This window comes from Mycobacterium sp. (assembly GCF_049281135.1).
Classification (GTDB): domain Bacteria; phylum Actinomycetota; class Actinomycetes; order Mycobacteriales; family Mycobacteriaceae; genus Mycobacterium.
The window spans coordinates 1-13279 of sequence record NZ_JBAPRN010000244.1; the positions used below are offsets into that span (position 1 = coordinate 1).

Genomic DNA, 13279 nt, shown 5'->3' on the forward strand with positions numbered 1-13279 from the left:
GATCTGACCGGTCTGAGCAATCGTCGAGTACTGCTAGCTCACCTGTCCGATCGGCTCGCCGTCCAGCAGCCCGGCCCGGTCGCCGTCCTCTACATCGACCTCGACCGTCTCAAAGCGATCAACGACTCGCTCGGCCATGCCGCTGGCGACTGGTACATCCAGACCTTCGCCGATCGCCTCAGTGCCTGCGCGGGGAGCCAGAGCATGGTCGCACGAATCGGCGGCGACGAGTTCGTCGTCATTCCGGATCAGCCGATGACCACCGATGCCGCGGAGATCTTCGCCGACCGGATCCGCAAGACGGTGCGCGATCGCCTGACCATCGACGGCCAGACCATCGACCGGACCGTGAGCATCGGCGTTGCGGCCGGCATGCCGGGTCGCGACAAATGCACCGATCTGCTCCGCCGCGCCGACGAAGCCGTCCTGGCAGCCAAACGCGCGGGCGGCAACCACGTCACGGCGGCAAGCGCGAACTCGTTGAAGCAGCGTTTCCGCAGCGACATCGAAGGGCAGCTAAAGGGTGACCTCGTCGACGACGCCCTGCTGCTGGATTACCTGCCCGAGGTCGATCTGTGGACGGGCGCCATAGTCGCCGCCGAGGCGCTGGTGCGTTGGCGGCACCCGGATCGCGGTGTGCTGCTACCGGATTCGTTCATCGGGGTAGCCGAGTCGATGAATCTCGTGAACGATTTGGATCGGTGGGTGCTTCGCACCGCGTGCGCGGACTTCAGCGGCTGGCGTTCGCGCGGCGTGGGACGAGACGCGTCGTTGCGGGTCAACGTGTCTCCTCTGCAACTAAGCACGCCCGGTTTCGTCCGCATGGTTGGCGACACCATCGCGGAGTTCGGCATGGACGACGGTTCGTTGTGCCTCGAGATCACCGAACGCGCAATCGTCCACGACATCGACAACACCGCGCGCACGCTGGCGGAGCTCAAAGACGTTGGCGCGCAAACCTCCATCGACGACTTCGGTACCGGTTACGCCGTCTTGTCGCATTTGAAGACGCTTCCGGTCGACACGCTCAAGATCGACCCGCGCTTCGTGCGCAATCTGGGCGACAACGCCAACGATCTGGCGATTGTCCGGGCGATCATCGGACTTGCCGACGCGTTCAACCTGCAGTTGGTCGCCGAGGGTGTCGAAACCCCGGCCGCCGCCATGGCATTGATGCAGCACGGCTGCCGGCGCGCGCAGGGTTACTTGCTCTCACGGCCCATTGCGGGCAAGGCAATGGAGACCATGTTGTCTTCGCGCTGGATGCCGATGCCGTTCCTCGGCAACAGCCAGGCACTGACGGCGGCCGTAGTCTAGCGCCCACGCTGGTGCGCAGGACTGCCGGCAGTCGCGGTGATCTGAGTCGTCCGCACGACGTCTTGTCCACACTGTTGCCCGAGGGAGCGCAGCTTTGGTGCTCGACGTGATGACCTTGGCGAGCCAGTCTCGGCTTGGGCGCAGCTGGCCGGGGTCGCCGGGAAAGTCCCACATAACCGGCTTGAGCCAGTCGTCGGGCGTCGTAGCCCGTAGACGGATGGACGGCGCGCCCTGCACAGCCCTCATATTTCGACGTGCCAGTCCGGGGGCTTGTTCAGTCGATGCCCACGCGATCTTTGACCGGACCCAGCTCCCATAGATCACGCATGCTTTACGAGTTGTTTAAAGACTTACAGTCTGTGTAAGCTTAGATATTAAGTCAATGAGTATGTATTATACGGATTTAGATTACCTGGGGAACTTAGCATGGACAGTGATTCGGCGACCGCGGTAGAGACCGCCGTCATCCCCGTAATCAGCCCCGAGACCGTCACGCCCGATGCCGAAGCCTGGCAGACGGTAGTGCGGCACCTGATCGTCTTCCGCCCTGTTCGCGGGCGAGGTCATCCGCGCCCCGGCGAAGAAACGGCATCAGACACTTGCAGCGATGTACCTCCGTGATTGCGCTGGCCGGGGCGCTGTGGGTGCGCAGTTCCAGCCACGGTGTCGCCGAGCCTGCTCGCCGATCGAAAATGACCGTCAGATTGACGGCGCTATGTTATGACAAGGGGTGAAACGGCCATCATGAGATGCCGGAAATGTATCGGCGAGCGCGCCAAGACGGGGGTGGGAGTTCGGTGAAGCGAGCCCTTATCACTGGGATTACCGGGCAAGACGGGTCCTACCTCGCCGAATTGCTGCTGAGCAAGGGATACGAAGTCCACGGGCTCATCCGTCGAGCCTCGACATTCAACACGTCGCGGATCGATCACCTCTACGTTGATCCGCACGAGGTCGGAGCGCGATTGTTCTTGCACTACGGCGATCTCACCGACGGTGCACGCCTGGTCACTCTGCTGAGCACCATCGAACCCGACGAGGTGTATAACCTTGCGGCGCAGTCGCATGTACGCGTCAGCTTCGACGAACCGGTGCATACCGGTGACACCACGGGCATGGGATCGATCCGGTTGCTGGAAGCCGTTCGTGTGTCCCGGGTGCAATGCCGCTTTTATCAATCGTCGTCGTCGGAGATGTTCGGCGCAACCCCGCCGCCGCAGAACGAGGAGACACCGTTCTATCCGCGCTCACCATACGGCGCGGCGAAGGTGTACTCGTACTGGGTGACACGCAACTATCGAGAAGCGTACGGGTTGTTCGCGGTGAACGGCATCTTGTTCAATCACGAATCACCCCGGCGTGGTGAGACTTTCGTGACCCGCAAGATCACGCGCGCGGTGGCACGTATCAAGGCCGGCATCCAGGCCGACCTGTATATGGGGAATCTGGATGCGGTGCGCGACTGGGGGTATGCACCCGAGTACGTCGAAGGAATGTGGCGGACGCTGCAAGCTCCCGAGCCCACGGACTACGTTCTCGCGACCGGGCGCGGTTTCACCGTGCGCGAGTTCGCTGAAACTGCGTTCGAACACGTCGGACTCGACTGGCAACAGTATGTGAAGTTCGACCAACGTTATCTGCGGCCGACCGAGGTGGATTCGCTGATCGGCGACGCGACCAAAGCGGGCCAAATACTCGGGTGGAAGGCTTCCGTGCACAGCGCCGAGTTGGCCCGAATCATGGTGGATGCGGACGTCGCGGCGCTGGAGTGCGAGGGCAAGCCGTGGATCGACAAGCCGAACTTCGCCGGTCAGCCGTGAGCACATCATTTGGCGTGCTTGACCGCTCGGCTTCGGTGTACATCGCCGGGCACCGCGGGTTGGTGGGGTCCGCGCTCCTTCGCACGTTCCAAGCTGCAGGATTCACCAATCTCCTTGTGCGACAAAGATCCGAACTCGATCTGACGGATCGGGCAGCCACGTTTGACTTCGTTCGCGGGGCAAAACCTGAAGTCGTCATCGACGCCGCCGCGCGGGTGGGTGGAATTCTGGCAAACAGCACCTACCCCGCCGAATTCTTGTCCGAGAACCTGCAGATCCAGGTCAACCTGCTCGACGCCGCCGTCGCCGCCCGGGTACCGCGGCTGCTGTTTCTTGGCTCCTCATGCATCTACCCGAAGTTCGCCCCCCAGCCGATTCCCGAGAGCGCACTGCTCACCGGGCCGCTGGAGCCGACGAACGACGCATACGCGATCGCCAAGATTGCCGGCATCCTTCAAGTGCAGGCGGTCAGGCGTCAATACGGTCTGTCGTGGATCTCTGCGATGCCGACCAACCTATACGGGCCGGGTGACAACTTCGCCGCAGCCGGATCACACCTGCTGCCCGCGCTCATCCGCCGCTACGACGAGGCCAAAGCCAGTGGGGCACCGGAAGTGACGAACTGGGGCACCGGAACACCGCGGCGCGAGTTGCTGCACGTCGATGACTTGGCAAGTGCCTCGTTATTCCTTTTAGAGCATTACGACGGGCCGGATCACATCAACGTCGGTACCGGAATCGACCACAGCATCCAGGAAATCGCGCAGATGGTGGCCTCGACGGTGGGCTACGACGGCGAAACTCATTGGGATACCAGCAAACCGGACGGCACACCGCGCAAACTTCTCGACATCTCCGCCTTACGGGAGGTGGGATGGCAGCCCGCAATTTCACTGCTTGAGGGCATCGAATCGACCGTGGCCTGGTATCGAGCAAACGCCGGCGCGGCACGGAAATGAATGCAGCGGGCCCGGTAGTCTCGATTGGTGACGCACTGCCGGCGTGCGAAAAGTGCTGCGATAGAAAACCTTTGAGGCGCAAGTCGTTCGGCCGTTCGGGTATGTCCATCTCGGCGCTCCACGGCGGGAGTGTCGGGTAAGTGCGGATCTGCGTCGTCAGTATCAACTATGAGCCGGAGGAGTCTGGTATCGCCCCGTATACCACGGGAATGGCTGTCGGCCTGGCGGCTCGAGGGCACGATGTCGAGGTCCTCACCGGCCTGCCGCACTATCCGGAATGGCGTGTCGACCCCGCATACCGCGGGTTGTCCGGGACAGCCAAAGCCGTCGACGGCGTGGTGGTGCGACGGTTCGCCCACTACGTACCCGCCAACCCGACGACCCGCAACAGGGTGGTATTCGAGAGCACCTTCGGCGCCCGGGTGGCTTCAACGCGCTGGGACAAGCCAGAACTCGTCCTCACGATCAGTCCGTCGTTGATCGCAAGTGCAATGGTCATCGCGCGGTCGAGGCTGGCCAACATCCCGGCGGGCCTCATCGTGCAGGATCTTTACGGCAAGGGCGTTGTCGAGACGGGCGCGATGTCGACCACCATGGCCGGGCCGGCAGTGCGGTTTGAACGTGCGGTCCTCAACCATGCGACGGGCACGGCGGTGATTCACGACCGCTTCGCGGACGCGGCGGTCAAAATGGGGGTAGACGCCAAGCGAGTCACCGTCATACGGAACTGGGCTCACATCGAACCACCAACCGCCCCCGTGGACCATGCGGAAGTGCGTCTGCAGCACGGTTGGCAACCGCAGGAGCGCATCGTTCTGCATTCCGGAAACATGGGCGCCAAGCAGGGTTTGGAAAACGTTGTCGCAGCAGCACGACTCGCAGACGAGCGCGGGGTCTACATCAGATTCGTACTAATGGGCGACGGCAACCAACGAAGGCAACTGCAACAGTCGGCCAAAGGGGTCCAACGGATTGAATTCAAGGAGCCGCTAGACGCTGACGATTATCGTCAGGTGTTGGCCTGCGCCGACGTCTTGTTGGTCAACGAGCGCCCAGGCGTCGGTGAGATGGCAGTACCGAGCAAGTTGACTTCCTACTTCTCCGCCGGCCGCCCGGTCCTAGCTGCCACCGACGCCGACGGTGTCACTGCTGGGGAGATCCGCGACGCGGGGGCAGGTGTCGTGGTGCCCGCCGGCGATCCTGCGGCTCTGCTCGACACGGCGGTCGGTCTGGCCGACAACATCGAAGCCGGCAGCCGACTTGGGGTGTCCGGCCAGCAGTACGCTCGCCGCCTACTGAGCCCAGAACGGGCGCTGGACGAATACGAAGACTGGTGTTACCGGTTGAGGGGAAAGCCCGTGAGCTGAGGGAATATCTATATTCCCACTCGCCGTTCTCCGCTCCTAGTCCAGACGAAACCCCCAAGTCGTCTCAAACGGTCTCGGCGGCGTATCGATGGCGGCCCGATCCCAGTACTCAGATTGTTTTATCTCGCGAATGAAACGCGGGACAGCTGCGCCGCAAAGGCGTGAGACGGGCATGTTCTCTCCCTCCTTTCGCCTTCCGAACTACCGCAGCCGCAGCGAGAGCACCGATCGCCCTTTTCTGTCTACGGTCTGCTCTGCGCTGGTATCCAATATCTGTGGATGCGTGCAGGCTGATAAAAAACCATGAGTCTGCCTCTGCCCTGTCATGCTAACGTATGGTACGGATACTATCGATGGAAGTGCATTACCTGTATAACCACAGCTCTACTCCGAAGAGAGGAAGGGCATGTCGACACCAATTCGGGCACAGAAAAAGGCCGTTGGCTCATCGGTAACAAACTCATCCGTGATAATGAAGTCACTCGCGCGCAGAACTCGATACCACATCACTTCGCCGGGTCATTCATCGAGAAAAATAAGACCGCCTCAACCCGGAGGCGACAGGACCCGAGGAGTCCGATGAGAAAGCCGGTGGCTGCGCTGTTCGTAATCGCTTGCGTCCTAGCAGCATTCGTTTCGAGTGGACAGGTCGCCAAGGGCGACCCGTCTGGCGATAGGACGGCAGATTTACAGGCCAAGTTCGATCAACTCAAACCCGGTGAGACGCTAACGCTGGACCCAGTAACCTACCAGCACAGCGGAATTATCTACATCCATGTCCCGGGTGTTGTAATCAACGGGAATGGCGCGACGCTGCGGTCGACAAACGATGCCACCTCCGGGGTTTGGATTGTGGCCGACAATGTTTCAGTGAGGAATCTCAACCTCACGGCACCGCTGGGCGGGCGACGCTACTACGAGACGGAGCAACACAAAATCGTAGTCTCTGGTAACGGAGTGAGGCTGAGCAACATAACTATTACCGGTTCAGCATCGGCTGGCATATATCTAGCTGGTAGCAACTTCCGCGTCGACCGGGTGACTGTTCGGGACACCAGGGCCGACGGAATCGATGTTACCGGTGGCGCGAGCAACGGTGAAATCAACGATTCCACGACCGAGCGAACCGGTGACGACGGCTTCGCTGTTGTGTCGTTAATCCAACAGCCTGAGCCGTGCCGAAACATCGTCATCAATTCTCCCGTCGTTAATGGGGCTGGATCCGCTAATGTCGCTGCCCGCGGCATACTAGTCCAGGGCGGTGAGAATATCGTCGTGCGCAATATTAAGGTCTCACAAACCAGCCTTGCGGGAGTTTTTATTTCTTCCTCAGTCGATTACAACACCCGATCATCGGATGGGGTCCAAGTCTCGGGCGGCTCGGTGACTGGCGGTAACATCTCGCCGACCGCGCCGATGGGTGCGGTTGCCGTGGGGAACGACCATGCCGGCTATAGCGTAACTAACGTCACCATTTCGGACCTCACCATTATTGATACTCCGCCGTCCGCACAAAGCAACATCGCCGTCGAAACCACCAATGGTGGAGCTCTGAGCAATGTCGCGTTTCAGAATATCCGGATTCGGCAAGGGACAGAACTGCCCGCCATCTCCTCCAATGTGCCGGCCGGCAGCTATACAGCCTCAGACATCACAATGAATGGACGACCAGCAATCATTCCATGAGCGCACTTATGCTGGACGTGGTGGCGGGTATGTAACCCTCAAGCTGCTAGTTTCGGACGCAGCATCGATTGCCGATTCGTTGAGATGGCGAGGCTGCTCGGCGGCCAACGGAATCTCCACACCTGCAACAGTGATAAAAGTCAGGCCAAAACTCCTTGAATGTCTGGCAGAAGCCTCTCAGCTATGTAGGCATGACCTGCGTCCGTCGGCGACCCGTCTTCGCGTATCAAGCCCGGATCGCGTACGAACCATTGATCAGCGATCGGATCGACGAACGTGGCGCCAATTTTGACTGCCTCGTCCCTGACAATGTCGCGGACCCGAATCACGTCCGGCCCCGGATCTGCTACCGGGGAAGCCGGACCGACAGCGATCAACTTGGCATGCGGGGATGCCTTGCGCACAAGTAAGAAGGCTTCGCTGACTGCCGCTTCCACCATTTCAGGCTTTGCAGGCGCGTCACTGCTGCCGCCAAATATGATCACGAGATCATCATCAGGCTCAAGGAGCCTGCCCGCCTCCTGGCCAAAAGTTGTCCCTCTGATTCCACCTGCGACGTAGCCCGACCCCGCTTCCCCTGAGCTCTCGGCGTTGATGTCGACTCCCCTTTTCCGCAGTTGACGAAAGACCACTTGGTTCCAGCTGTTTGCACCCGCATCGCCGAAAGCCGAGCTCTCCGTGAAGGAATCACCGATTGCGACTACCTTCTTTGGCTTCTGATTGCCCAAGGGCGCTTGAGAAAGCGTAGGCATCGGCTGCTCGTGGCGCGCGTGCGCCACGGCGAGGGCGCCAAACAAGACGACAGCGGCAAGGATCAGCGCACCGATGCCAGCCGCGTGCCAGCGTCTGTCGGTCGAAATGCTGCTCGGATCACCCATACCGCTGTCCGACCGTCATCCCCACACGGTTCGGGACCTTGACCGTTCCAGAAACACGGAACGCGGACTTCTCAAGATTGCCGATGACGTGTTGTGGCTGCTCATCTCGCGTTTCACCAAACATATCTCGACTCCTTCGCTTGTTGGTCCTTTCCCTGACCAAATATGACGCGATAAGAAGGACCACAGACAATGAAATGACCCGCCACACCGCGCGAGAGGAATACTCGATAGAGAACACACCTACCAGTGCGACAAAGCCTAATGGAAGAGACGACATGAGGCGGAATCGACTTCGTTGCAGATTGTGCATCGCAAGCCCAAAAATCAAGCCCATTGCACCGAATAGGAGGATCTGACCCACGCAGCCCATCGCGCCGAACCACTCTCCCGCGAACGACAGCGGTGCCCAAAAGTATGGCCAATATCGCTCGAGCTCGGCTGACCGGGCGGTCCCCGGCAATGGATTGGCATTACCTAGTAGCGTGCCGATGTCCACGTCCTCGTGCACAGACTCTTCCGTTAACGGGAAACCCACGACCACCGAGGCGACCAGCTCTTTGGCGGGCCCCAAGATGGAGTCGGTCGTATCTGTGATGTCCGACGCGGTAACTTGCATGAGGTGGGGAAGGTTAAAAAGCCCATGCGGCATCGCGCGGGCATTCGTTACCACGCTAAAAGTGAAAACGCCCGTGACAAACAATGCCACGGCTGCCGCAATCAGCGGTAGGTGAAGTCGCCGTCGGCGAATCTCGTTAAAAACGATCAACACACAGCCCACGATCGGTACTGCGCACGCGATGCGGCTACCGGTAGCCAGTGGTCCAATAAACCAGAGAGCCGACGTTGCGATCAACAACATCCGAAGCCTCCGGTCCTTCTCCCATGCGGCCAGCACAACCCCTAGCACGCCGACAACTACTCCCGGAAGCGACGCCATCAGTAAAAACAAAATGCCGTCGCTATACAGGTAGGAGTCATTCTTGAAGAAACTCGGGCCCTCGCCCATCACAAAGGCAACGAAGGTGACCGCCGAGCCGATTGCTACCGCAATGCTCAGCTTTCTGGAGGGCGCCACCTTGCGAGTGGGTAGCGTCTGCGCCGGAATTCGCGGAACCAGTAGCGCGGACAGCCCGGCACCAATGGATGCCCACAGGAATGCCGGCGCCGCTTCGGATTCACCGAATGCGACCGCTCGCACACTCGACGGCAATCCTGCGTATCCACTGTGCTTCGACCATTCCCAGAGCGGTCCGCCTAGCGCTAGCAAAAGCATCATGGCAGCCAGTACCGCGGGAGCCGCGGCTGCACTCGTTCGCTTCACGCTCAGCCAAACGGCTGCGGCCACGGATATCACCGCTAGGACAAGAAGTTGAACGTTGGTCACGAGTGCGGCCCATTGCCGTTCTGGGAAGGCTTACCGCATTCGACTACCACCACCGACCCAGGCCTCCCGATTACCGGCTTAGGCTCCCCGATTACCGGCTTAGGCTCCCCGATTACCGACAAAGGCTCGACGGTAACGTCAGGCTGCGGGCGCAATGCAACGCGTCGTCTCTCGCGTTTCCGCCACTGGCGACGGGCCATGAGGATGCCCTTCACGTCGACGCCATTGAGAGACAGCAATTGGTCTAAATCAACGACGTCCTCCAAAAGCGTCTGGCCCTTCAGACATACGATGACCGACGCGGCGGCCGAAAACATAATGCCGGTAGACGAACGCGCTGCCAACGCTGTCATTCCCTCGTGCTGGTCGAGAAGCGCGGGAGCGGCGAAAATCTCGACATCATTCAAACTAAACCGGGGACCGGGTGACAGCGCGGTTTTGAACTCCGCAATCATTTCGCTTAGGCCGTCTTCACTCCTGGCGCCGGCGAGAACCACTTTTCGTGATGAATTTGGCGCGGAGAATAGCATTGCCTGTATTCGGGCCATTTCGGTGCGGCTACCGTCAACTTCAACGATCCAGGGTGTTGGCACCGCCTTCCGAAGTTGGCCGACACCGCGGATGGTGGGGTGTCGGCGATGCTCAAGCACCGTGTAGATAAGGGCCACACCACCAAACGACGCGGCGAACAGCAGGACCTTCAGCCACGGCGTGACACCTGCTGTACTTTCGCTGACCTCGATAGGTCGGGCGACCGTCACCAGGACAGGGCCTTCGCGAAGGCCGCTGTTCTGCTCCACAGACCGGGCGTAATCCGGCAACTGATCTAAATAGGCCTGTGCCAGCGAACGCGCGGCGTCGGCCGACGGTGCTGTCGCTTGGATGGTGAGGAGGGGAGCACCATATATCAAAGCGACATTGATCCGGTTGGCAAGCGCCGCAGGCGATTCGGGTGACCGGATTTCCGCCAGCACCCGCCGCGCGAGCTCGTCGCTCTTCGCGAGCTGCCAATACATCTGAGCGCGATCCTGCGCGTACTTGTCTCCCGATACGGCATCGGTGACGCTACCGCTAAGCGGCGGCGCGACGTACAGCGTGGCCTGCGCGGTATACGTCGGATGGACCGCGAATGTCAGGAGGCAGCCGATGATCGCCCCGCATACCGCGGCGAAAGTCACGAGCCGCCACCTCTTACCCAAGAACCGGCGAAAAGCCCGGATCAGGTCGGCGGCCCCTTCGATCGAAGGAGCGTTGCTGATGTCGGTCACGAACCCTCCATGGCTTACACCCGTCCACTTATGAGACGGACAAATACGGGATACATGTATTGCGCGATTCGTCGGTTGCCGAGATCTGTCGCATGCACGCCATCGGATCCGATCAGTCCGACTGCGCCGTCTGTGAACCAGTTGTCCTGAATGGGATCGACGAAGTGCGCATGGGCTGCCTCTGCCGCACTACGAATCGCGTCGCGCGTTTGCAGAATCTGGTCGCTCGGCTTGTTACTGCCCCACGTTGGACCGAGCACGAGGAGTTCTGCGCGAGGCGCCACTTCGGAGACCAAGTGGTAGGCCTCCCGGGCCGCGGCCGCAACCTGGTTTGGCTCCGCCGCGACGTCGGCTCTGCTTCCCGATATCACGACCATCCGAGTGTCGGAGGTAACGAGCCGCCTCACGTCCTCGTCAAACGTCGGACTGATGGCTCGAATTGCATATCCCGAGCCCTCGCCGTTGTTGTCGACAGCCATCCGAAATGGCGCGACTTTCCGCACCTCCGCGGCGAGAATCGAAGTCCAGTTGGCGGCACCGACCCCGCCCTCATCGGACCCTTGGGTCATATCACCGATGAATACCGCCAGCGGCCCATCATTGTTCGCCAACGTCGGCCCGGTCGTCGCGATTGCGAGTTGCGGCGCAATGGCCTGCGCAGATACCGCCGTTCTCGTCATTTTGTTCATAACCTCATGGGCCAAGAACCCGGTGATGAGTAGCAGAACCAAAATCACTACGCTGCTGTGCTTGCTCTTCATTAGGTGGCGATTCCTTCTGAAACGTTGACGGCGGAGCCTAGTCGCGCGCGAGAAGGCCCAGCGACAGCGTGGATGGAACGGCGTACCCAGAGCACCCCGACTATCGCCATTATGGAGCTGGAGAACGCCAGCGAAATGGCGATTGCGACTGCGCTTCTGAAGATCAACCCGGCCGCGAAGCTGGTCGTCAAGTCCAGTCCAACGAGCAGCATGTTCAACCCGAAAACCGTCCTGCTCTCGCCTTGAGATTGGAAAACGGTGCTGACACCCACCGTCCAGCACATCGCCGCAGCCTTAACTCCGATGTAGGGGAGCACCGAAAGCGTCTCTGGCCAGCTGGCGCCAAGGAACGCCGCGCCCAGCCTCGCCGGTACAGCCATCAGGCAGCCGATCGTAACCAGCGTCAGCACAGAAGTTGCCACCGAAGTCCTGCTCACCAGGCGCCACTGGTCGCCGACAGAGCTGCCGTTGCGCACCGCATGCGGTACGAACACCGTCGGCATGGCCGATAACAACATCACAATGGGACCGAACAGCGTCGTCGCTCCTCGGATCCCTGCCGCGGCAACGCTTCCGGCAGTTGTCACCGCTGCAAGCGTCACGAAGACGTAACCGATTTGACCGACGGCGTACACGCTTCCGAAACGCAGCCTCGCCGGCCAGTCGGTCCGCCACCAGTCGAGAATCCTGGAGTGGCGTGGCGCAACTCCTAAGCGGAACGCCAATATTCCGGCAGAAACGAGTCCGCTAAATGCCCATAGATAGATCGAAAATTCAGCCGATTCGCGAACACCAAAGAGGTTGGCAACAAAAATGCCGAGCATCGGCGCGGCCCATATCGCGTCGGCCACAACAGCTAGGTTCGGCCTGCCGTGCGCTATCGCGGTCAGACGCAAGACATCCTGTGCCAGGACAGCGGGTAAGGCAATGGCGAAGGCAAGCCCCATCCACGGCTGATGAAAGACCGCGCCCAGGGTCAGAATGAGAAATCCGCCGGCACCACCGGTATACAGCGACCACGTGAGGGCATAGCCTGACTCCACAACTATCCGTCGATTCGTCTGGTGGCTGGTCTGCAGCAGCGTCGCTCCTAGCGCCCCCCGGTCGAATCCCGCGCAGACGGCCACCAGGGTGATCGGCACTCCGATAATCCCGAATTCCCCTGCCGACAACACCTGCGCCAACACGAAAACCATCAGGGCATTGCTCGCGCTCGACAGTATTTGGTCGACTGTGGTCGAAATCGCCACCGAGGCGGCACCCCTTGCTGGAGCACCGGCGGAAGGACGGGTCGGGAGGCTCACTTCGCTCCAGCCCCCTTTACAAATGACCGCTGCCACTTGTCGTTGGCGTGGTTGATCATTCGTCGTCAGGCTTTCTCGGGAGCCGCTGAATGACTGCCTTCGCCGGGGGTACCAAGTAAGGCATAGGCACGATCGTCGCGCGGGTGCTCGGCCCGCTCGTCGTGAGCCTCGCCCGTGAGGAGCACCATCCCGATCGCGGGGATTTTCATGGCTTCCAGAGCCATTTTGGCCTCAACAACGTCGCAGGTCTGCGACTTGCCTTGCCGGACAACAACAAGTGCAGCGTCGGCGACGGACGTCAAGGCCACTGCAACATGGGAATGCACGATAGACGGTGCAGCAATGACGGCGCGCTCCTGGACGTCGGATAAGAGTAGCCGTCTCTTCGTGTCCTTCCCGTCGATCAGCAGCGCGGGCAGCGAATCGCCCTTGCTTCCGATACCCATCTGCCACAGGTGATCTAATCCTGTGCGAGCCCGGCATTCTGTCCAGGTGCATGACCCGTCGACGACATCAGACAGTCCACTAGTCC

At 60.6% G+C, this 13279-nt stretch carries 11 protein-coding genes; 5 read left to right on the forward strand and 6 right to left on the reverse strand.

Features of this window, described 5'->3' with window-relative positions; translation table 11 throughout:
• The 5 genes from WAN02_RS09835 to WAN02_RS09855 form a co-directional block, all read left to right on the forward strand.
• Nucleotides 1–1317: putative bifunctional diguanylate cyclase/phosphodiesterase (locus WAN02_RS09835; protein WP_422263965.1), on the forward strand; the 1317-nt coding region annotated here is incomplete at its 5' end.
• 797 nt (nt 1318–2114) lie between these two features.
• The gene (gene gmd, locus WAN02_RS09840) at nt 2115–3137 is read left to right on the forward strand and encodes a GDP-mannose 4,6-dehydratase (protein WP_422263966.1); all 1023 of its coding nucleotides are present in this window, start codon (nt 2115–2117) and stop codon (nt 3135–3137) included.
• The gene (locus WAN02_RS09845; protein WP_422263967.1) at nt 3134–4096 is read left to right on the forward strand and encodes a GDP-L-fucose synthase family protein; all 963 of its coding nucleotides are present in this window, start codon (nt 3134–3136) and stop codon (nt 4094–4096) included. Before gmd ends, WAN02_RS09845 begins: the two co-directional genes overlap by 4 nt.
• Nucleotides 4097–4236: 140 nt before the next feature.
• The gene (locus tag WAN02_RS09850; RefSeq protein ID WP_422263968.1) at nt 4237–5463 is read left to right on the forward strand and encodes a glycosyltransferase; all 1227 of its coding nucleotides are present in this window, start codon (nt 4237–4239) and stop codon (nt 5461–5463) included.
• 579 nt (nt 5464–6042) lie between these two features.
• Nucleotides 6043–7149, forward strand: a complete 1107-nt coding sequence (locus WAN02_RS09855; protein WP_422263969.1) for a right-handed parallel beta-helix repeat-containing protein — start codon at nt 6043–6045, stop codon at nt 7147–7149.
• Nucleotides 7150–7289: 140 nt separating this feature from the next.
• On the opposite strand, the gene WAN02_RS09860 is transcribed toward WAN02_RS09855, so the two are convergent.
• From WAN02_RS09860 to WAN02_RS09885, 6 genes are all read right to left on the reverse strand, one after another.
• A complete protein-coding gene (locus WAN02_RS09860; protein ID WP_422263970.1) occupies nt 7290–8027 on the reverse strand; it encodes an SGNH/GDSL hydrolase family protein in 738 nt (245 codons plus the stop codon).
• Nucleotides 8020–9228, reverse strand: a complete 1209-nt coding sequence (locus tag WAN02_RS09865) for a hypothetical protein (RefSeq protein WP_422263971.1) — start codon at nt 9226–9228, stop codon at nt 8020–8022. Before WAN02_RS09865 ends, WAN02_RS09860 begins: the two co-directional genes overlap by 8 nt.
• 182 nt (nt 9229–9410) lie before the next feature.
• A complete protein-coding gene (locus WAN02_RS09870) occupies nt 9411–10682 on the reverse strand; it encodes a YveK family protein (protein ID WP_422263972.1) in 1272 nt (423 codons plus the stop codon).
• 14 nt (nt 10683–10696) lie between these two features.
• On the reverse strand, nt 10697–11362 hold the full coding sequence (locus WAN02_RS09875; protein ID WP_422263973.1) for an SGNH/GDSL hydrolase family protein: 666 nt from the start codon (nt 11360–11362) through the stop codon (nt 10697–10699).
• A gap of 80 nt (nt 11363–11442) precedes the next feature.
• Nucleotides 11443–12693 carry a hypothetical protein gene (locus WAN02_RS09880; protein ID WP_422263974.1) on the reverse strand — a complete coding sequence of 417 codons (1251 nt, stop codon included), beginning with the start codon at nt 12691–12693 and terminating at the stop codon, nt 11443–11445.
• 119 nt (nt 12694–12812) lie between these two features.
• Nucleotides 12813–13279, reverse strand: a 467-nt coding sequence (locus WAN02_RS09885; protein WP_422263975.1) for a hypothetical protein, incomplete at its 5' end; no start/stop codon positions are given.